The sequence below is a fragment of the Streptomyces pyxinicus genome, assembly GCF_024753135.1.
Classification (GTDB): Bacteria; Actinomycetota; Actinomycetes; order Streptomycetales; family Streptomycetaceae; genus Streptomyces; species Streptomyces pyxinicus.
Map to the genome: position 1 here is coordinate 38,595 of NZ_JANUGP010000036.1, position 20,345 is coordinate 58,939.

Genomic DNA, 20,345 nt, shown 5'->3' on the forward strand with positions numbered 1-20,345 from the left:
TGACAGGTGGTTCCTGGTCCGGTGGGCCGGGCGGCCGCCGGAGCGACGACGAACGGAGAGGAGCGGCGATGGAGCTTGGTCTGGCGGGTGACGGGGAGCGGCTGCTGCGCAGCCTGAGCGAGCCGGAGCAGCTGCTGCTGGCCCCTCCGGCGCCCCTGTGGCCCGAGAACGTCCATGCCTGGCGGACCGCGGCCGCCAGGCTGTTGAACCCGCCGGATCTGGCGGACTGCGCCCCGAGGGGCACGACGGTCACCGACAACGACCCGCGGCTGCTGTATCACGGGCACATGGGCATCGTGGTCACCCCGGCGATCACCCGGGCATTGCGGGTGGTGGCCAAGCAGGTCTTGTCCAACCGGCAGCGCGACGGCGGCAAGATCGGGATCATCGTGGAGGGCCCGCGCGGCACCGGCAAGAGCGCGCTGCTGAAGTGGATCGGTGTGCACTGGGAACGGCGGATCTCGGAGCTGTACGGGCCCGACGAGAACCGCATCCCGGTGATCATGCTGAGCGTGCCGCCGTCGGCCCGGGGCAACATGCGCAACTGGGCTGGTGCGTTCGCCCGTTTCCTGGGTCAGGAGCGCGACAGCGGGAATCCGATGGCGTCGGTCATCGGCGCGATGCGCAACGCCCGTACGCTGCTCGTCCTCATCGACGGCATCGAGCGGCTGCGTACCGCCGTGGAGGCGGAACTGGCGTTCCAGTACCTGGATGAGATCAGTGAGGAGACGGGGGCGACGTTCATCTACTGCGGGCGCGGGGCGCGTTCGATCGTCGACCCGCTCACCCGGGACACCGACACTCCCTTGGAGAAGGGCGAGGAGGCGTGGGGGGATCATCCGGTGCTGCGTACCGGCCGGATCGGCTTCAGCGATGAGGGGATACTCACGTGTGCGCTCGTCGTCGACAAGTTCGACGAGGCGTTGCGCCTGTACCGGCACCAGCGTGGTGACTTGCTGGAGCTGTCCCCAGAACTGCATACCCTCAGCCGCGGCAACATGCGGGCGCTGTCCCATCTGATCTGCCAGGCGGCGCAGGCGGCGATCCGGTCCGGGCAGGAGCGCATCACCCTTCAGCTGCTGAAATCCATCCCGCTCGGTGGTGTCGTGCGTCTGTGACCCGTTCGCCTGCTCCTGCCCGCCTCGTGGCGACAGCCAGGACCTCCGCGCCGGCGGTCAGGGGGCGGGCGAGGAGCAGGCGGTGAGCAGCCGAAGGGGCGGGAGTCAGCCGGGGCAGCCGGGTGTCCCGGGCTGGGGCGGCCTGGGGCGCTTGCGGCGTCCCAGAGCAGGATCCCAGACCATGCGCAGGGCTTGGAGAGCCTGACGCTGCTCCTCGGTGAGCTGCTCGGGGTGCTTGCGGCACCGGTGGATCCACTCCCCCAGCGCGTAGGGCGCCGGCTGCGTTGCGGCGCCGGCGGGCCGCCGCGGTTCGCGGTGGTGCCGGGGTACGTTCGCATGACCTTCGCGGGCGAGGAACACGGCGAGGTAGCCGAGTCCTTCGTAGAAGGCGTGGCGTTCGGGGTCGTGGGCGCTGTCGCGGAACACGCCGTCAGGCAGGGGCGGGATACCCAGCCGCAGCAGGAGGTTCTGCTGCTGTTCGTCCAGGCTGAAGAAGGCGCGCCGCTGCCGTTGGATCCAGTCGACCGTCGAGCGGTGCTCGTCGGCCGTCTCGGTGTCGAAGGGCGTGTCCGGCCGCCAGGGGATGAGGCGGATCAGGTTCTGGGCACGGAGGTAGCTGCGCCGCCAGTTGCGGGGCCAGGGCGCGTTCCAGTACGGGTCGATGGCGTCGATGGCCCGGTGGTGGGCTTCGGGCAGCCGGCCGGTGGTGGCATGGCGGCGCTGGGCGGCCAGCCAGGCGCCGATCCTGTGGCCGCCGATGGTCTCCTTGACGGGGGCGCTGAGGTGGCCGTGCCCGGCCGCCCGCCTCCGGGCGTGTTCGAGCATGCCCTCGAACGTCTGGACGGGGACGGTCCACAGCATTCCGAGCGCGTCCAGGGCCTGCTGCTGTTCTTCGGGAAGCCGGTCCAGCAGGTGCCGCAGGCGGAGGTTGGCCAGGCACTCGCCGAGGGCGAAACCGTCCGGGCCGGTGTAGTGGGCGGGGACGTCCAGGTGTCCGAAGGCGGTGCGGTAGGCGGTGGCGGCGGCGTGGGCCTGTTCCCAGCTGCCGATGGCCGGGAGGGTGAGTTCGAGGCCGAGCACGCGGGCCAGTTGGGCGGCGCGCTCGGGCTGGGCGTAGTAGACGGCGCGTGCCGCGGCGGTGGCGGAGGAGGGGGCGCGGTGGGCAGGGCGATGCGGTCCATGAAGGACTCGTCGTGGGCGCGCAGCGCCTGCAGGAGGTTGACCAGGCTCGCGAAGGCGGAGTCCTTGAGCAGATCGGCAACATCGGCTCCGCGGCGGAGGTAGACGGGGATGACCAGGGTGGTCTTCTTCCCTTCTCCGGGCTGCTGGCGCAGGCCCCGGCCGATGGCCTGCACGGCGTCGATGACGCTGTAGCGGGGGGCGGCGAAGACCACGGCGTCGACGGCGGGCATGTCGACGCCCTCGTTGAGCACCCGCACGTTGGACAGGACCGCGCAGGAGCGGTCGGGGTCGGCGAAATCCTCCAGCAGGTCACGGCGGCAGTCGGCGGATAGTTCGGCGTGGATCGCCCGCGACCACAGGTCCTCGATGCGCAGGTCCTGGCCGACCTCCCGCGCGGTGGCCGGCAGGTGGGCGGCGAAGGCCTCCGCCAGCAGGACACGGTTGTGGAAGACCAGGACGCGGCGCAGCCGGTTCTCGGCGATCGCGCGCAGGACGGCGACCTGCTGGGCTGCGTTGCGCAGTCCGTTGTGGTGGGCACTGGCGTGCGGGGTGCGCGCGGCGAGGATGGCGTGCAGATCGTCGTCGTCGGCCTCGACGATCGGCATGACGACCTGGTAGTCGGCCAGGATCCCGCGTTCGATGGCCTCGGACATGCCCAGTTCGAACACGGTCGGGCCGAAGATCTCGTGGTGGTCCATGGTGGCCAGCGGGGGGCGTTCCATGAACGGCATCAGCTCGTCGGGGGCGGGCGTGTCCCAGACGCGGGGTGTGGCGGTCATGTAGATGCGGATCTTGGCGGGGATCGCGGCGTCGTCGTGGACGGTGCCCCAGCCGTCCCCGAAGGCCGAGCAGGTGCGGTGGGCCTCGTCGGCGATGACCAGGTCCCAGGGAGCGAGGCCGTGCTGGTCGTGGGCGGCGCGGATGCGGTGCAGCGAGTCGTAGGTGGCGAACACGGTGACGGGGCCGCCTACCCGCATCGCGCGGGCAATCGCTCGCTGATGGCGGATCATGAGCCCCTCGCGGGGGGCGAGTCCGCTCTGTCTCTGGCTCAGGGAGCACACGGCGAGCACCAGTCCCGGCTGGCCGGCCTCGCGCCAGCGGCGGACGGTCTGCGTCACCAGGGCCTTGGTCGGCATCAGCACCAGTACCGTGCCCTGCGGGGCCAGGCGCCGCGCGGCCTGCTGCGCGATCAGGGTCTTGCCGGAGCCGCAGGCGGACACCACCGTCATGCGCGGATGCCCCGCGGCTGCGGCGGCCGCGATCGCGGTGAGCGCCTCGGTCTGGTGACTGCGTAGCCTCAATACCGCCCCCAACCCCGCCTCGGGTCCTTGAGATCGCGAGAATGTACCGGCTTGCCACGCCCGGGCCGCGGCGTGTCCGGCGTTTTTCGGCCAATGCGCGGGCCGTGCGGGGCGTGATCGGTGAAACGGGACGCAGGCGCCCGCAGGAAGCCGTAGAGAAGGAGCGGGCAGGACAGCCTGCCGGGCCGGACGCGCCGGTGCGGCGATCCGGCAGGCGGCCGCGGGCAGGTGGGCGTGCCCGGGGCACGGCGGTGAGGGAAGGCGGCGGCGCATGGCGGCAGCCCGGGAATCCGGCAGCGGCGCGGCCAGGTCCCGCTGTACGAAGACCTGGCGGCCGGCCAGGCGGTTGGGGCTGTCGAAGCTGGCGTTCATCGGCGGTGAGTCGACCGGCTCGTACACACAGCGCCTGGCGGACCTCAACACCATCCCGTACGACGAGTTCTGGCACATGCTCGGTGCGCCGCTGCGCAAGGGCGGTGTGGTGGGTGATCCGCTGTGCAGCGACGGCTACCTGAACCGGGCCGCGCTGGAGCGGCTGGCCGTCATGTCCAACAGGCTGGTGGCGCAGCTGCAGTTCGCGCTGCCGAACCTGCGCAGCCACCGGCTGGTGGAGGGGGACGGGCCGCCGGTGTGGGACTGGCCGTGGGACGGGCGCGGCTGCTTCCTGGTACGGGTGTGCGCGCTGTGCGCCCAGACCAAGGGCACCAGCCCGCAGGCGTATCTGGCCAGTGATGCGACCTGGAACGTGTGCGCCCGGCACGAACGCTGGCTGGACAACCGGCGCGAGCAAGAAGTCGGCGCGATCGATCTCGCCGCGCTGCCCGAGGTCGTTCAGGCGCACCGGCTCCGGCTGCAGCTGGAGCGGCGGCTGGGCGCGGGCGGCCGCGCGATGTTCGCGGACGCCTACGCCCTCGCGTCGTGCTGGTGGAACATCCCCTCCCTCAACCCGCCCGTGTGGCAGGCCCGCAGACGTGTGCTGGGCCGGACCGGGCGGGACGAACTGCGTGTCGCACCGCTGCTGTTCTACCCCGAGGCTGTCCGGCTGGCGCAGGCGCTGGCCGCGCGGGAGCGGCGGCGCCTGCGGCGCACCCTGACCGACAAGGACGGCAACGGCTGGCTGGAGCAGGTCGCGCTGCTTGTGGACGAATGGCGGATGCCGGTGGCCGAGGTACTGGACCTGGTCAGGATCTGGGCCGTGCAGCACCCCCTCCTGCCTCGGCCGCGCCGCGCGGAACCGCCCCCGGCAGACCGGCCGGCGCGCGGCCGCCACCGGCGCCTGCCGATGGCCGCCCCGCACACCGCCGAGTTGCTGCAGGCGCCGCTCGGCACACGGTCCTGCCTGGGGTGGCAGCTGGGCGAGATGATCACTACCGAGGTGCTTCCCGCGCCTGGGGGCTGGCGCCTGGGCGGCCGCGCCTGACGCCGTGGCTGCGCGGCCGGCCCGGATGCCGTGCCGCTACAGCCGCGACGCACCCGGACGAGAGAAAACACCTATTGGCTCCTGTCGGGTTTGCCCGCATGCCGGGGCGCAACTGCGGCCCTGGACAGCCGGTCTGGGTACGTGTGGTCCCATGGGCGGCGCCGAGAGCCACAGCGGCCCCTCGCTAGTGAAGATCATCGTGAGGTCGGTGACCCACAGCCGGTTCGGCGCCGGTGCGGTGAAGTCCCGTTCGACCAGGTCCGGGGCGAGCGTGGCCTTGGGGTCGCGGCGTGTGAAGCCCTTCCGGCGCGGGCTGATGCCCGCGATGTCGGCCTCGCGCATCAGGCGCTCGACCCGCTTGCGGCCCACGCGCGTGCCCTCGCGTCTGAGGACGGCGTGCACGCGCGGCGAGCCGTAATTGCCGCCGGAGTCCGCGTGGATCTCCTTGATCCGCTCGGTCAGTTCGATGTCGCGGCGCCGCCGTTCGCACGGCTCCTTCTCCGCGCGGCGCCAGCGGTAGTAGGTGGAGGAGGCGATGTGCAGTTCCCGCAGGACGCACTCGACTCCCAGGCGGGGATGCTCGTCGAGGAGCGCCGTCACCTGGGCCGGGTCGGGTCAAGTTGCGCCGCGAAAAAAGCCGAGGCCGTCCGCAGCACGTCGTTGGCCCGCTTGAGCTGGGCGTTCTCCTTGCGCAGCGCCGCGAGCTCGGCCCGCTCGTCGGTGGTCAGCCGGTCGTCGCGCTCGCCGGCCTCGGCCTCGGCCTCGGCCTGCCGGATCCAGCCGCGCAGGGCCTCGGGATGCACACCGAGATCGACAGCCAGCTTCTTGATCTGCGGCTTCGGGTCGGAGGTCCGGTACATCCGTACCGCACGCTCACGCAACTCCAGCGAGTACTTTTCTGGGGGCAGCCATGGTCGATGTTCCTCTCATGAGTCCTATCTGACCCTCTGTCACCACACTCCGCATCTCGGAGAAACCTCACCCTGGATGGGACGGCTAGGCCGTTTCTGATGGCTCTTGGTGGGCTGGGTGGATCTCGTGGCTTGCCGGGCAGGACGCCCGTATGGTGCGGCGACATGAGCTTACGGACGCGCAGTGGCGGAAGATCGAGCCCCTGCTGCCCGGCAACGGAAGGCCGGGCGGGCAGTGGGCGGATCACCGCAGGGTGATCAACGGGGTGTTGTTCCGGGCCCGGACCGGGGTGCCCTGGCCTGATCTGCCGGAACGGTACGGTCCCTGGCAGACCGTCTACGAGCGTCATCGCCGCTGGTCGGCCGACGGCACTTGGAAGGCCGTCCTTGAGGAGTTGCAGATCGAGGCGGATGCCGGTGACCCCGACGGGGCGCTCGCCCGCCGGGCGTCCGGGCAGGAGTGGGCCGTGAACATCGACTCGACGTCCTGCCGGGCTCACCAGCACGCGGCCGGGGCGCCCCGCAAGCCCCCGGCCGACTACCCGCAAAAAGGGGCGGGGCGTGTGAGGAGGCAGATGGGCGCGAGGCGTTGGGGCGCTCGCGGGGCGGGCTGACCAGCAAGGTCCATCTGCTCTCCGACGACCGCGCCCGCCCGCTGCACTGGCTGACCTCGCCCGGCCAGCGGGGTGACAGCCCGATGTTCGCCCCGGTGCTGGACGGCTTACGCATCCGGCGCCGCGGTCCAGGCCGCCCACGCAGCCGGCCGGACCGGGTGCGTGGCGACAAGGCGTACTCAAGCCGCGACAACCGCGCCTACCTGCGACGGCGCGGCATCAAAGCCACCATCGCGCAGCCCGACGACCAACGGGCCCACCGCAGGCACCGCGGACGCTCTGGCGGCCGCCCCCCGGCCTTCGACAAGACCCAGTACCGCCGCCGCAACGCGGTCGAGCGGTGCGTGAACAAGTGGAAGCAGTTCCGAGCCGTGGCCACGCGGCATGACAAGCGCGCCTACATCTTCAACGGCACCCTCACCGTCACCGCGATCGTCATCTGGCTCCGCGATACCGTCCAAGAGCCATCAGAAACGGCCTAGTCAGCGCCATGGCCCCGCGTAAGCCTCCCCCGGCGAACAGGCATACCGCTCAGTACAACTGAGCAACAGCAGACCACAAACAAGATCAATAAGCAGGCTCACCAGCTACGCCACACTCGATCTGATCCGGGGCGCGGCCGGTCTGGAGCTGGGAACGTTCGTGGGCACCCTGATCGATGGGGCCCAGCAGCTGGCCGAGGGACACGGTGGGCTGCTCGAGGATGAATGCCTGGCCCGCGCGCTCACCGCACTGCTCCGGGCCCTGCGGTTTCGGTGGCCCGGGCATGCGCCGGGGCCACCGAAACTCGACCCCGACAGGATTTACTTGCGCCCGCCCCGGCGCGCCAGCATCGTGAAGACGAACACCGCGCCCACCGCTGCCAGCGCCAGCCAGGCCCATTTGAACCATGGCGGGCCGTCCCACCGCTCGGCCAGTGTCATCGCGTAGAGCATCATGTGATTGGTTCCTTCCGTGAGTGCGTGATGTTCCGCTCAGCCGACCGCGCCGATGGCGTAGAGAATGCCGAACAGGGCCAGGGCGATTCCGATCACCGTGAAGACTGTCCGGTTCCAGACCCGCATCGGCTTTCCGCCGGTCGTCCCGAACATCTCCTTGGAGCTGGCGGCGCTCGCCCGTGAGAAGCGAGGAGCGAAGACGGCGAATGACAGACCGAACACGACCATGAAGATCCCGACAGCGACGTTCACTGATGCTCCTCGCGTCTAGAAGGTGTACTGCCCGCGCACCGAGCACTTCCCCGTACTGGCCCCAGTTCCGTATCCGACGTCGGCGCCACTCGCATCACCCGAGACCTTGACGTTTCCGGGCCCGTAACCGCAGGACACCTCGCCCGACAAGCCACTGTCCATGTCACCGGTGTCCGCGGAGATCTCAGCGCTGGCACCAGGGCTTCCGAACCCGAAGGAGACGGTCGGCTTGGCCGTGTCGCCGTCGGTCTTGCCGCCGAGGCCGACACAGACGCCGAAGCAGACCTCTCCGCTGAAGGAGCCGGTGATCAGACCGCTCGGGTCGATGCGGTTGACGGGGTCGCCTTCGGCGTAGAGGTAGGGGTTTTGTTCCTGGCCGGAGGGGTCGGGCTGGGTGAAGCGGCCGATGTTGGCGTCGTAGTAGCGGGCCTGCAGGTGGTACAGGCCGGTGGGGTCCTGGTAGTTGCCGGCGAAGCGGTAGGGCTGGTCGACCGGCTCGTTGGACTGGGCGAGGAGGCGGACGCCTCGGGGGCTGTAGGTGTAGGTGTCGACCTTGTTGCCGTCCACGTCGACCAGGCCGATGACCGAGCCGATCGCGTCGGTGAGGTAGTAGTAGCTCTTGCCCCCGGTCGTCATGGAGTTCAGCGTGCCCCCGGGCTCGCGGTTGAAGCCCATGTCCGCACCGGCGGTTGACTTCGCCGACAGGCCGAGCGGCCCGTTGTGGAAGAGCGTGTCACCGAGGCGGATACGTTCACTCTGGTCGGTGGAGCCGTACTGCCCCGCGTACGTCTTGGCGTTGACCGTGATCGACGACATCTGGGAGTGGTCGGTCCAGATCTCGCCGGTGCGCAGGTAGTCGTCGGCCGAGGAGCCTGCGGTCTCGTTGCCGATCGGGTCGTAGGACCAGGGGCCGGTGGTGCCGGACTTCGACGTGAGCTGCTGGGCGTCGTTGTAGGTGTAGGTGGTGGTGCGGGGGCAGCCGGGGTCGGTGCCCTGGGAGGTGAGGTTGCCGGCCAGGTCGTAGCAGTACTGCCAGGAGTCGACGGTGCTGCCGTCCTGTATCTCGGTAGCGTAGGAGAAGTGGCCTGCGCCGTCGTAGGTGTAGGTGCGTTTGCGGCCGGTGACGTTGTCCGTCATGGTGCGTATCTTGCTGCCGTCGGTGGCGTTGTTGGTGCCGTAGCCGTAGGTGTAGTCCAGGTTCACCAGGGTGCCCTGGGCGGAGGTCACCTTGATGTTCTTGGGCCGGTTGGAGTTGTCCGGGTCGACCTTCTGCACGGTGCCGCCGGGGTAGGTAGTCGTGGTGCGGACGTCGTTGTTGTTGTACTTGTACGTCGTCGTCGCGCCCCGCGGGTCCTTCAGTTCCGTGAGCTTGTTGACCTCGTTCCAGGTGTAGTCGACCTTTCCGGCCGGGTCCTGGTAGTAGTCGACGTTGCCGGCCGGGGTGTAGGCCAGCAGGGTCTGGGAGGTGTCCTGGAGGGTGCGGACCGTCTCCCGCTGGAGCGGGTCGAACTGGTACTTCACCGTCCCGGTGCCGTCGGTGCGCTGGGAGAGGTTGCCGTCGCCGTCGTACCAGTACTGCACGCGGGCCTTGTTGGTCGTGTCGACGATGCGGATACGGTCGCGGTTGTCGTAGGTGTAGGTGACGGTCACACCGCGGGCGTCGGTGTTGGTCCTGGTCCGGCCGAGGTCGTCGTAGGTGTACGTCGTCTTGCCCAGGGGCGCCGGGGCCTTGGCCCAGTCGAGGTTGCCCTTGGCGTCGTAGTGGAAGTCGGTCTGCACCGTCTTCGACGACGTCATCTTCGTCTTCTGGTCGCAGCGCTGGCCTTCGAAGCCGCCGCAGGTGGGGGTGGCGGGGTTGTAGTCGTAGGTGACGTTGCCGCCGCCGGTGCCGGTCTGGGCGACCGTCTTGGTGTTGCCGACCGTGTCGTAGGTGAAGGACGTCTTCTCGCCGTCGGCGTTGGTGGAGTCCTTGGGCACGTCACCGCCGGCAATGGTCTGCCAGCTGTTGACCGTCTTGCCGCCGGTCGGCAGGGCGACGGTCTCCAGGTTGTTGCGGGAGTTGAAGCCGTAGTCGACCACGTTGCCCGGGGTGGTGCCGACGCCCATGGCGTCGGTGGCAGTGTCGATGTTGTGGTTGGCGTCGAACTTCGTGGACCGCTTGTGAGTGAGCGCGTCCGTCACGTCGGTGACCTGGCCGTCCCCGTCGTGCTCGTACTGCGTGGCGTGCAGCTCGGGGTCGGTGGCGGTGGTCTTGCCCGCCGCGCTGGCCGAGTCGCTGGTGTAGGCGTACGTCCAGGTCGGACCGGTGCTGCCGGAGGCGTTGAAGCCGGTGGCGCGCAGCATCGAGGTGATCCGGTTGACGTCGTCGTAGGAGAAGACGGTGACCCGGCCCTCGGCGGTGGTGATCTTGCTGATGCGGCCGGAGGTGTCGTAGCCGAAGGTGGTCGTCTTGCCTTCGGTGTCGGTGGTGGTGGTCAGGTTGCCGCCGGCGTCGAGGCCGTAGGCGGCGGTGCGGCCGGAGTTGTCCTTGGCCTGCCACACGGTGGCGTTGACCTTGTTGAGGTCGATCCAGCGGCCGGAGCGGGTCTCGGTGAGTTTGAAGCCGCCGCCGGTGTTCTGGGTGACGGTGACGGCGCCGTGGTTGCGGTCGGTGATCTTCGTCAGCGTTCCGCCCGCGTCGTAGGTCTCCTTCGCGCCCGACGTCCATTTCGTGAGGGTGTAGGTGCCGTCGGAGTTCTTCTTCAGGTCCTGCGAGTAGCCCTTCGGCGTGGTGAAGGAGCCGTCGCTGTTCTTCTTGAAGCGGACCGTCGCGCCGGAGGCGTCGTAGAAGACGACCTCGCTGCTGGAGACGGACAGGTAGCGCTCGTACTGCTGCCACCAGCGCTGCGAGACGCGTCCGAAGGGAGCGTCCAGCGAGTTGTAGGTGCGGGCCAGCTGGAGGCGCTGGCCGACGCCGGCGATATCGAAGTCCGTCGCCGTCAGCATCAGGTTGCCGGTCGAGTAGTCGATCTTCGCGGTCAGCGCGTCCGTGATGGCGAAGCTGGTGTAACGGTGCCAGGGCACATTGCCCTGCCCCTCCGGCACGAGGTTCAGCACCGAGGCGCCCGCCGCGACACCGGCCGGCTTCGCCGCCCTGCCGGACGCGGCGTTCTTGGCGTGCGCCCGCTGCTCGCGCAGCCATGGCACGCACGCCTCGTCAGTCGGGTTCTTCGACGGCTTGGACGTCACCGGCCGGTTCGGGCCCACCTTCACCGCCGGCATCGCGTAGTCGGGGCTGTTCTTGCCCCACGCGGAGATGGGTTTGCCGTCGGCCGCGGTCGCGCTCGCGGCCGGCAGGACGGCCGCAGCCAGTGCGGTCGTCACCACCGCCGCGATCGTCGCGGCCGATCCGGATCGTTTCCGGGCACGTCGAAGAGACGTGCCGAAGGCACGCGTATGCATGCTTCCCCCCGCAGGAAGTTGGACCCCGGCAACCCCAGCGGTCACCGGGCCCGCACACGTTGTCACAGGATTCGCACAAATTTCCGTGCTGTTCCCACCGAATCCGTTCACATACGGGCCGGAATCCGCCCCTCCTCTTCAGATGGGCGAATACGCGGAAAACGGGAGCACATTCGCGCCGCACAACCCACCCAAGGGGCAAGCGCACTCCGCGAACCCTGAGACGAACGGCCGAAAGCCGACGCATAGCGAGGACGTCCTGCTCCAGGCGCCCCAGCAGGACATCGGTGCGCATTTCCACTGCCACCACGCGACGGCTGCACCGGAGCCGTCTACGCCACGGTCCTCGGGCAGGCCGTGAGGATGAGCCAGTAGAGCGCCCGCGCGAGCCATCCGCACGGCATGGTGACCCGTGTGTTCCCCAACGGCGAGAAGGCGATCGGGGCCGGGCGCGCCGCTGTGGACGAGGGCGTGTCCGCCGGTGACGGCGTTACGGGGGCTGCGGATTCTGATGTTCGTGGTGATCGTGGTTGAGGAACTCCCCTGCCCGGTCAGGCACCGGGTCGTGAGCCACCTGGCGGACGCGTGAAGGTTTCCACTCGCTTCACGCGTCTCACCCTGCGACGTCGCCAGGGTCCTGTACCCGGCGCATACGGCGGCCCGAGCCCTTAGTTCCCGTACGACGTGTCGGCGGGTCGGTCAGGTTCCGGTGTCGGCGCCGAGGTATACGGAGTCGCCCTTCAGGCCGAGTGCTTTGGCGGTGATCATGGCGGTGTGGTCGGTGGCCGGGCGGGAGGCGCCGCCGGGGAGTACCCACACGGCTCCGCGGTAGCCGTCCTCGCCGCCGGCGCCGATGATCAGCTCCGGGCGGCCGTCCTTGTTCAGGTCGGCGGCGGCCAGCGACGATCCGAACTCGTCGCCTCTTTCGGAGCCGCCGGGTACGTCCGGGCTGTCCTGAGTGATCGTGTAGGAGCCGCTGCCCGGGGTGCCGCTCCTGCGGCCGGGAATGACGGTGACGGCTCCCGCGTCGGTCTTGGTGCCGATCGCTTCACCGCGTGCTCCCACCACGATGTCGGCGAGACCGTCGCGGTTGAGGTCGCTCATGGTCAGGGAGGAGCCGAACTTGTCGCCGCGTTCGGCCGCTCCCGGCACACCGGGCGTGTTCTGGTCGATCCGGACAGGGCTTGCCGTGGCCGATACACCGCTCTTGGAGCCGTACCAGATCGAGATGCGGCCGCCCAGCGAGCCGTCGGGCGCGGTGGCGTGCGCGTCGTCCGGGTCACCGGCGACGAGATCGCCGTAGCCGTCGCCGTTGATGTCGCCGACCGCCGCGACGAGCCCGTCCCCGCCCCGCTGCGGTTCGTACAGGCCGTCCGGGTTGTGGTCGACCAGTACGTCGCCGCCGCTGCGGCCACCGAGCCGGACCGTGCTCAGCACGCGCTCCGGCCTCCCGTCCCCGTCGAGGTCACCCAGCGTCACGTGTGCCAGGCTCGGTGTGGCGCGGTCGGTCAGCACCGAGCCAGGCGCTCCGCCGGGAGCGGTGGAGGTGCCGAACGGCCCGCGGTAGAGCACCGACCCGCCCCAGCCGCCGACCAGGACGTGTGCGAACGCCTTGCCGCGGGGGAACGCGGCCACGTCCAGACCGTAACGTGCGCCTTCGGTGACGGGGGTGGGCAGGGTGGTCGCCTTGGAGAGTCCTGTGCGGCCGCCCCACAGCACGGTGACCGCGCCGGCCTGCGCCGTGGTGCCGTCGTCCTCGAACGGCGTCCCCACGACCAGGTCGGCGTAGCCGTCCGTGTTCAGGTCCGCGAACGCGGTCGCGGCGCCGAAGAAGTCGTCCGTCTCGGCCGTTCCCGGGACGCCTGCCGTGTCCTGGGTGATGACGACACGCCTCTGCGCGGACACCCGGTTCGCGGAGCCGTAGAGCACGACCACCGCGCCCGCGCCCTCCTTGCCGGACACCGTCGCGGCCGGTGCGGGCAGGACCACGTCGCGGTAGCCGTCACCGTTGAAGTCCGCGGGAGTGCCGATCGGCGAGGCGGCCGCCTGTCCCGGTACGAACAGCGCACCGGCGATCGATGCCACCACCCATGCGGCAGCCCTCCGCCGTCTGGACAAGGCCATCCGAAACCCCTCCCCCTTGAGGCGTGCGGCAGGCCCGCCACGCCGAAGATCACCGCCGAATCATAGGAACACCACCGCCGCGACGCCACGCCGGGTGGGGTCAGTGGCGGGCGTGGTTCAGGAGAGTGATGACGCTGGAGAAGACGCAGACGTCGTTCTGTACGGCGGTGATCAGGACGCGGTGCCGGCCGGGCTGGTCCGTGAGGAACGGGTCGGTGTGGATCCAGCAGGGGGTGTCGAGTTCGGCGTAGCGGGCGAAGACCACGTCCATGGCGAGCATCGCGGTGGGCTGTTGTGCCGCCGTGTAGCTGGCCTGGCGGGCCGCTTCGAGGAGGAGCATGCCGGGTGCGTGGTCGACCGGGTGGTCGAAGAGGATGGGGTGGTTGAGGTCGACGCGCATCTGGTGGCGCCGGGGTGAGTCGGTCGGTGAGAGGACGACGTCGGCGAAGTCCTCGCGGGCGACCTGGGCGGGCGCTGCCGGTGGGGGGAGCGGCAGGGCCCGGGTGGTCGCGTCGGCGAGGTCGGCGTAGGTGCCGCGGAGGCGCTGGTAGACGGCGGGGGCGTGGTTGGCGAAGCGGGTCTGGGCGGTGCCGACCTGGATGCCGTCGCGCAGGACGTCGATCTTCATGAGCATGGAGGCCAGGCGGCCCATGCGCCGTATGACGTCCTCGCAGGTGACGCGGAGTTCGACGGAGGTGGCGCCGGCGGTGGTGGCCAGTGCCGCGGGGGTCAGCGAGAAGCTGAAGTGGCTCCAGGACTGGCGGTGGCCCGCCGGGGCGTCGTAGGCGGCGTGGCTGAGGAGCGGGATGCACTGGCGGATCGACTCGGCCAGCAGCATGGGGTCGTGCAGGCCGTGCCGGGGCTTGTAGAAACCGTGCTCCTGGGGCCAGTCGGCGTGGACGGTGAAGGTGTCGTCCGCCTGCCGGCGCCACTTCGTCAGCAGGACGTCCGCGGCGCTGAGTTTGTGCACCCGTTCCTGGGCCACCGGCATCCAGGCCGGGGCGGTGGTGTGGACGTGTTCGATGGTGCTGGACATACGGAATCCCCCTGCAGCGTATGTGAGCGCTGCGACTGGCAGTCGCAGCACCACGAACATAGAGAGTGCTCTGTTTTTTTGGATTAAGGGAGGGTAAAGGGTCACTCACGGAGCAGCCAAGGGTTGTGGGGCAACGCCCTCCGGATCGAGCCTTTTTCGCCTGGTGTGCCGTCGGTCGGCGCGCTGGACACCCCTGAAGACCGTGCGTAACCTGGGGTTCGACCTAGCCAAGAGAGTGCTCTGTTTATTTAGCAAGGGGATCCAGTGGCGCAGCCTCAGCAGGAGCGTGCCGTGCGGACAAGGGCGGCTCTCGTCAAAGCGGCAGCCGAGGAGTTCGATCTCGCGGGCTTCGCCGGCACGAGCACCACGAAGATCATCAAGCGGGCCGGGTCGACCATGGGAGCCCTCTACTTCCACTTCGGGTCCAAGGAAGGCGTGGCCAAGGCGGTGATGGCCGAACAGGCCGCGGACCTGCCGGAGCTCAGTGGCCGCAGCGGGCTCCAGCGTCTGGTCGACCTCACCCTCGAACTGGCCCAGGAGCTGCGGAGCAACGTGCTGCTGCGGGCCGGTGTGCGGCTGGCCGTGGAGCAGGGCGCCTTCGGCGTCCAGGACGACACCGCCTACCAGCTGTGGATCACCCGCTTCAAGGAGGAACTCATCGTCGCCGACGCCCTCGGCGAGCTGCGCGAGGGCGTGGACCCCGGCGCGTTCGCCCGGGTGCTGGTGGGCGCCTACAGCGGGACCCAGCTGCTGTCCCGGATCAGTACCGGCCACGCCGACCTCACGGAGCGGATCACCGAGCTGTGGCAGTACTTCCTGCCCGCGGTCGCCCGTCCCGAAGTGATCGGGAAGCTCGAGTTCGGGACGCGGGGGCCGGAGACGGGCACGTGAGGCCGTGGACCGTCGCGGTGACCGGCTCCACGGGGTTCATCGGTTCCGCGGTGGTGCGGCGGCTGGCCGGGTGCGCGGGGCCCGGCGGAGAGCCCCTGCGGGTGCGGGCCCTGGCGCGCGGCGAGGCCGCCGGCGCTCCGGGCGACGGTGCCGGTGACTGTGACCGTGACCGCGCTGGTGGCCGTGCCGGTGACCGGGACCGTAACCGCGCCGGTGGCCGTGACGGTGCCGGTGGCCATGCCGGTGTGGTGGAGCGGGTCCGGGCGGACGTCACCGACGTGGCGTCGCTCGACCGCGCCTTCGAGGGCGCCGACGCCCTCGTGCACGCCGTCTCCCGCGTGGGCGGCGACGCCGAGCGGTCCTGGGCCGTCAACCTGGACGGGACCACCGCCGTCATGACGGCCGCCCGCCGGGCCGGGATCGAGCGGATCGTGCACTTCTCCACGGCCGCCGTCTACGGCGCCGGCCCGCATCGCGGCATCGACGTCGACGAGGTCGGCGCGGAGCCGGTGTCCGAGGCCAGCCGCAGCCGTCTCGCCGCGGAAGGGCCCGCCCTGGCGGCCGGTGCGCTCGTGCTGCGGCCGAACCTGGTGGTCGGCGCGGGCGACCGGTGGGTCGGGCCGGCGTTCGCGGAGCTGACCGCGCGGGTTCCGCCGGAGTGGGACGGCGGCACCGGACTGCTCTCCCTCGTGGACGTGGACGATCTGGCACGGCTGGCGGCGGCGGCCGTCACCGCGAGCACCCCGGTGCGGGGGGTGCACCACGCCGCTCATCCCGTGCCGGTGGCCAGCGGGCAGCTCAGACGGGTGCTGGCCGAACACGGCCTCGCCGCCCCCGCGCGCGGGGACGCCGACTGGGAGCAGTGCCTCGCGCTGCTGGCGCGCACCGAGGGCCGCTGGGGCCGGCGCCAGTTGGAGCTGCTCGGCAGGGATCACCACTACCGCAGCGACCTGATCTGGCAGGTGCTGTCCGTCGACGCCGGCCCCGGTCCGCTCGCGCGGCTCGCGGGGCGGCCGTAGTCCTCCGTCGTCCTCGGCCGGCCGGCCACGCCCCTGGGGCGCTGCCCGGCCGTCGGTCTCCTCCCGGCCCCCTGTCCCCTACGGGACAGGGGGCCTCTTTCTGTTTCCGGGCCCGCGTCGCATGGCTCGTTCCGGTCGGTTGCGGAGCCGTCCGAGCTGGCAGAATAATATAGAGCGATCTCTTTGATTTGTTGATCGGCCTCGGACTTCGGAGGATGCATGGCAATGCAGGCCAGGGCGGAGCGCACGCGCGAAGCCCTCATCAGGGCCGCGGCCGACGTCATGGGCGACAAGGGCTACAAGGGTGCCACCCTGGTCGAGATCTGCCGGTCCGCCCAGGTCTCCATGGGCGCGCTGACCTTCCACTTCGCCAGCAAGAGCGAGCTGGCCGAAGCCGTGGTCGGGCGGGCCGCGGACACCGCCGGCGAGCGGGCCGCGGACGCCGCGGTGGCACACGGGTCCCCGCTGCGTGCCGTCGGGGGGCTGCTGCAGGCACTCGCCCGGCTGCTGGACGAGGACACCGTCGTACGGGCCGGCTCACTGCTGGCGCGGGAGCGGCCGGACATCGTTCCGGCCTGGCACTCCTCCTGGACGCCGACGCTGTGGCAGCTGCTGACGGAGGCCGCGGCGGCGGGCGAGCTGCGGCACGGCGTTCGGCCGCCCGTGGTGGCGGGACTGGCGATGCACCTGCTCGCGGCCGTCGAGATGGATCCGCGCACCGGAGCGGACCACGAGGTGTTCCGGGGGGCGGCGGGTGCCGTGTCGCGGCTGTGGCCCCTGGTCTGCCACGGCATCGCCGCGGCACCCGCCTGAAGCAAAGAGAAGGCTCTTTTTTCTTTGCCATCTATGGGGGTGATCCGGCCGAATCCGGCTGGAAAAAAAGAGAGTTCTCTATATTCTTCTTGTGTGCAGGGCCTACACGGCCAGGATCCGTACGGGGGAGGGTGAGGACCCGGTGAGGGATACAGAGACGGCACAGGCAGACGTTTGCAAGGTGCTCGCACGGGAGGTGCACGACCGGATCGGCAGCGGACTGGCTCTGGCACTGCGCCGGCTGGACATGCTGGAGACCACGGCGGCGGGGTCCGACCCGGACGCGGCCGAGCGTCTGCGGCAGGTACGGGCCGCCGTGGTGGACGTGCTGTGCGCGACCCGTCAGGTGACCTCGGCGCTGCGGGACTCGCCGCCGGCAGCCGCCGGGTTCTCGGTCGAGGACGCGTTGCGCTCCTTCGTCCGGGCGATGGAGATCAGCGAGCCGCACGTGGACCTGCGGGTCGACGGCATGGACGGTCTGCTGCCGGCCACCGTCGCGGACGCCGTGTTCCTCGCGGTCCGCGAGGCCCTGCGCAACGCCGTGGCCCACGCGAACGCCGGACACGTCGCCGTCCACCTCACCTGGGACGCCGGGGAACTGCACGCCTCGGTGGCCGACGACGGGGACGGCTTCGACCCCGCCACCGTCGCCCGGCGCGGCTCCACCAACGGCCTGCTCGGCATGCGGGAGCGGATCCAGGCGGTCGGCGGCGTCACCACGGTCACCAGCGCCCCCAGGCGCGGCACCCGGATCACGCTGTGGGTCCCGGTCAAGGAGAGGAACTCCCGCCATGTCTGACGCCCCCACCCGCATACTCGTCGCCGACGACCACACCCTGCTGCGCGAGGCGATGGTCGAACTCCTGCGCAGCGAGCCCGACATCGAGGTGGTGGCGGAGGTCGGCGACGCCCGCGCGGCCGTGCGGGCCACGGCCCAGCTACGGCCCGACGTCGCGCTGATCGACGTGCAGATGCCCTACAACGAGGACCCGGGAGCCACCGTACGGCTGCTGCTCGAGGGGCGGCCGGGGCTGCGCGTCATCGTCCTGAGCATGGACGACCACCCGGTGCTGGTAAGGCAGTTGCTCGCCTGCGGAGTGCGCGGGTATCTGCACAAGAGCGCCAGCCGGCAGTCGCTGCTCGCGGCGATCCGGGAGCGGCCCGGCAGCGGACGGGCCGTGGTCACGGTGTCGATGCCGCCGCTCGCCGGGCCCGGACAGGGGGCCGCCGTCCAGCGGGCCGCGGCGATCTCCGAGCGCGAGACGGAGGTACTGGCCCTCGTGGCGCAGGCCCTGAGCAACCGGCAGATCGGCGCCCGCCTCGGCATCACCGAGGGCACCGTCAAACGCCACCTGCGGAAGATCTTCGACAAGCTCGACGCGGTCTCCCGGCTCGACGCGGTGAACAAGGCGGCCGCACTCCAGATCATCCGGCCGCACAGCAAGCACGCCCTGCCGATGGCCGGCTGAACCCGCCAGCCGTCACCAGCCGCGGCCCCCGCCGGTGACACGGCGGGGGCCGCCGCCATGCGCCCGCGAAGGCGTGCCCCCCGTCGAGGGGCAAGGCCCGAGCGGCGTGGAGGTCAGGCCTGTCCGTCGTGGGGCAGGGCCGAGCGGCGGGCATGGTCGAGGGCCGTGCGGACACTGACGGCACCGGGATCGGTGACCAGCGCGTACAGGTGACCGTCAGGGCGGACGATCGCCGCCACGGAACGGCGGCCGAGGGCCGCGGCGAGGGGACCCTCCGGGCGGCTGGGGGCCTCGACCACCTCGGCCGCGTCGCCCACGGCCGCGCGGATCGCCGCGCACGTGCCGCTCCACCCGGCCGGCCTGCTGCAGCCGGCGTGCAGAAGCACGGCATGGGAACGGCCGGTGACGCGGGCCCAGGGAGCCCCGCTCAGCACCGGCTCCTCGCCGAGGAGGAGGGGCAGACGGTCTCCCGGGGCGGCCTTCGGGCCGGTGAGCGAGGCCCGGCGAGCGGTGGGGGCGCGGTAGCCCGAGGTGAGCTGGCCGATGGCGGGGGCGAGGGCACGCTGGAGCACACCGGTGCGGCCCGCCGCCCGTACCGCCGCATCCCGCACGGCGAGCTGGGCCGGCCCGCTCAGCGCCCCCCAGCGGGTCTGCAGCGAGGTGGACCGGGTCACCGCGTGCACCGCGGGGCGCCGCTCGGCGTCGTAGCTGTCCAGGACCGCCTCGTCGAGGGCGCCGCGCCAGACACCCGCCAGCTTCCAGCCCAGGTTCGCGGCGTCCAGCAGACCGGTGTTCATGCCCTGGCCGCCCGCCGGGCTCATCAGGTGGGCGGCGTCGCCCGCGAGGAAGGCCCGGCCGCGCCGGAAACTCGGCGCGCTGCGGACGTGGACCTGGAAGACCGTGCTGAAGCGCAGTTCGCCCACCTCGACCCCGCCGGGGGCGCGTTCGGCCACCACCTGCTGGAAGAAGCCGCGCGTGGGCGTCGTCCCGGCCGCCTCGGGCGGCACCGCGACGGCGATGCGGTGGACGCCGGGCGCGACCGGGGCGAGGCCGAGTCCCCCGGCGGCGGTGTAGCAGTAGCTCACCAGGTCCGCCGGTATGCCCCCGGACAGCTCCGCGTCGGTGATCGCGAAGTTGACCGGCAGCCTGGCACCCTCGAACGTGAGGCCCAGCTCCTTGCGGACCGTGCTGTGCGCGCCGTCGGCACCGACCACCCAGTCCGCCTCGGCCTCCTCGGTGACGCCGTCCGGCAGGTCGAGGACCGCCCGGGCGCGCGGCCCGCCGGCGTCCAGCGTCCGCAGCCGTACGCCGCGCTCGACCTTGCCGCCCAGCTCCGCCAGCCGCTGCTCCAGCAGTTCCTCGGTGCGGTCCTGGGGCAGTCCGACGGCGAAGGGGTAGGGGGTGTCGTCCAGGCGGTTCAGCCAGGCCGTCGCGAGATGACGGCGGTCCGAGTAGTACGCCACGCCCTGGATGCGGTGCCCGTTCTCCACCAGACGGTCGGCGACGCCGATCCTGCGCAGGAGTTCGAGCGGGCGCGGCCAGATGGTGGTGGCCCGGGAGTGGGCCGAGTGGTCGCGTTCGGCGTCGATGATCCGGACGGGCACGCCCTGACCGAGCAGCTCACAGGCGATCACCAGGCCTATCGGCCCGGCGCCCACCACCAGAACGGGGTTGACCTTGGACATGTGCGCTCTCCCAGCAATTCGGATACTCGCACCGGCCGATGGGCACGGGCAATTCCGGACGCTAGTTCCGGCAGGAGGGAAAAGGCGCGGACAGTGCACGGACGTGCCGCCGTGACGAGCCGAAAGTAACA

Annotated in this window: 16 protein-coding genes and 2 pseudogenes; 8 read left to right on the plus strand and 10 right to left on the minus strand. The window is 70.9% G+C overall.

Translation table 11 applies throughout. The features are described from left to right. Positions 1-68: 68 nt before the first annotated feature. Positions 69-1,118, plus strand: coding sequence for an AAA family ATPase (locus tag NX794_RS31545; protein ID WP_258783002.1), 1,050 nt, complete (start codon positions 69-71; stop codon positions 1,116-1,118). 105 nt (positions 1,119-1,223) lie between these two features. Here NX794_RS31545 and NX794_RS31550 read toward each other — a convergent pair whose 3' ends face one another. After that, complete coding sequence (locus NX794_RS31550; RefSeq protein ID WP_258783004.1) at positions 1,224-2,198, minus strand: helicase associated domain-containing protein; 975 nt, start codon at positions 2,196-2,198, stop codon at positions 1,224-1,226. A 308-nt stretch (positions 2,199-2,506) separates the two neighbouring features. After that, positions 2,507-3,973 (minus strand): annotated as a pseudogene (locus tag NX794_RS36125) (DEAD/DEAH box helicase family protein); the annotation flags it as partial. Between NX794_RS36125 and NX794_RS31565 the strand changes: the two are divergent. Further along, the gene (locus tag NX794_RS31565) at positions 3,873-5,021 is read left to right on the plus strand and encodes a hypothetical protein (protein WP_258783007.1); all 1,149 of its coding nucleotides are present in this window, start codon (positions 3,873-3,875) and stop codon (positions 5,019-5,021) included. The pseudogene NX794_RS36125 and the gene NX794_RS31565 sit on opposite strands and share 101 nt — an antisense overlap. A gap of 36 nt (positions 5,022-5,057) precedes the next feature. Here NX794_RS31565 and NX794_RS31570 read toward each other — a convergent pair whose 3' ends face one another. Both NX794_RS31570 and NX794_RS31575 read right to left on the minus strand, forming a co-directional pair. Beyond that, on the minus strand, positions 5,058-5,621 hold the full coding sequence (locus NX794_RS31570) for an IS3 family transposase (protein ID WP_258783008.1): 564 nt from the start codon (positions 5,619-5,621) through the stop codon (positions 5,058-5,060). Between the two features lie 29 nt (positions 5,622-5,650). Continuing rightward, positions 5,651-5,929, minus strand: a pseudogene (locus NX794_RS31575) (transposase); the annotation flags it as partial. 155 nt (positions 5,930-6,084) lie between these two features. Between NX794_RS31575 and NX794_RS31580 the strand changes: the two are divergent. After that, a protein-coding gene (locus NX794_RS31580) for an IS5 family transposase (RefSeq protein ID WP_428985999.1) occupies positions 6,085-7,028 on the plus strand; the annotation gives its coding sequence in 2 pieces (ribosomal slippage) (positions 6,085-6,501 and positions 6,504-7,028; 942 coding nt in all). A 321-nt stretch (positions 7,029-7,349) separates the two neighbouring features. Here the strand turns inward: NX794_RS31580 and NX794_RS31585 are convergent. The 5 genes from NX794_RS31585 to NX794_RS31605 all read right to left on the minus strand — a co-directional run bounded on the left by NX794_RS31585 (position 7,350) and on the right by NX794_RS31605 (position 14,337). Next, complete coding sequence (locus tag NX794_RS31585; protein WP_258783011.1) at positions 7,350-7,484, minus strand: hypothetical protein; 135 nt, start codon at positions 7,482-7,484, stop codon at positions 7,350-7,352. Positions 7,485-7,520: 36 nt separating this feature from the next. Continuing rightward, positions 7,521-7,736 (minus strand): hypothetical protein, encoded by a 216-nt coding sequence (locus NX794_RS31590; protein ID WP_258783013.1) that lies wholly within the window; start codon positions 7,734-7,736, stop codon positions 7,521-7,523. A 15-nt stretch (positions 7,737-7,751) separates the two neighbouring features. Further along, on the minus strand, positions 7,752-10,997 hold the full coding sequence (locus NX794_RS31595; RefSeq protein WP_428986000.1) for an RHS repeat-associated core domain-containing protein: 3,246 nt from the start codon (positions 10,995-10,997) through the stop codon (positions 7,752-7,754). Between the two features lie 879 nt (positions 10,998-11,876). After that, a complete protein-coding gene (locus tag NX794_RS31600; RefSeq protein WP_258783015.1) occupies positions 11,877-13,265 on the minus strand; it encodes an FG-GAP-like repeat-containing protein in 1,389 nt (462 codons plus the stop codon). Positions 13,266-13,401: 136 nt separating this feature from the next. Then, positions 13,402-14,337 (minus strand): ScbA/BarX family gamma-butyrolactone biosynthesis protein, encoded by a 936-nt coding sequence (locus tag NX794_RS31605; protein ID WP_258783017.1) that lies wholly within the window; start codon positions 14,335-14,337, stop codon positions 13,402-13,404. A gap of 291 nt (positions 14,338-14,628) precedes the next feature. Between NX794_RS31605 and NX794_RS31610 the strand changes: the two genes are divergently transcribed. The 5 genes from NX794_RS31610 (at position 14,629) to NX794_RS31630 (ending at position 18,529) form a co-directional block, all read left to right on the plus strand. Then, the gene (locus tag NX794_RS31610) at positions 14,629-15,228 is read left to right on the plus strand and encodes a ScbR family autoregulator-binding transcription factor (protein ID WP_258783018.1); all 600 of its coding nucleotides are present in this window, start codon (positions 14,629-14,631) and stop codon (positions 15,226-15,228) included. Further along, positions 15,225-16,247, plus strand: a complete 1,023-nt coding sequence (locus NX794_RS31615) for an NAD-dependent epimerase/dehydratase family protein (protein ID WP_258783019.1) — start codon at positions 15,225-15,227, stop codon at positions 16,245-16,247. Before NX794_RS31610 ends, NX794_RS31615 begins: the two co-directional genes overlap by 4 nt. A gap of 219 nt (positions 16,248-16,466) precedes the next feature. Then, positions 16,467-17,060: a TetR/AcrR family transcriptional regulator gene (locus NX794_RS31620; protein WP_258783021.1), complete on the plus strand. Its 594-nt coding sequence runs from the start codon at positions 16,467-16,469 to the stop codon at positions 17,058-17,060. A 181-nt stretch (positions 17,061-17,241) separates the two neighbouring features. Continuing rightward, positions 17,242-17,859: a sensor histidine kinase gene (locus tag NX794_RS31625; RefSeq protein ID WP_258783022.1), complete on the plus strand. Its 618-nt coding sequence runs from the start codon at positions 17,242-17,244 to the stop codon at positions 17,857-17,859. Beyond that, positions 17,852-18,529 (plus strand): response regulator, encoded by a 678-nt coding sequence (locus NX794_RS31630; RefSeq protein ID WP_258783023.1) that lies wholly within the window; start codon positions 17,852-17,854, stop codon positions 18,527-18,529. The genes NX794_RS31625 and NX794_RS31630 overlap by 8 nt, the downstream gene beginning before the upstream one ends. 113 nt (positions 18,530-18,642) lie before the next feature. Here the strand turns inward: NX794_RS31630 and NX794_RS31635 are convergent, their stop codons facing one another. After that, entirely contained in the window at positions 18,643-20,214 is a 1,572-nt protein-coding gene (locus tag NX794_RS31635) for an FAD-dependent monooxygenase (RefSeq protein ID WP_258783024.1), read from the minus strand. Between the last annotated feature and the right edge of the window lie 131 nt (positions 20,215-20,345).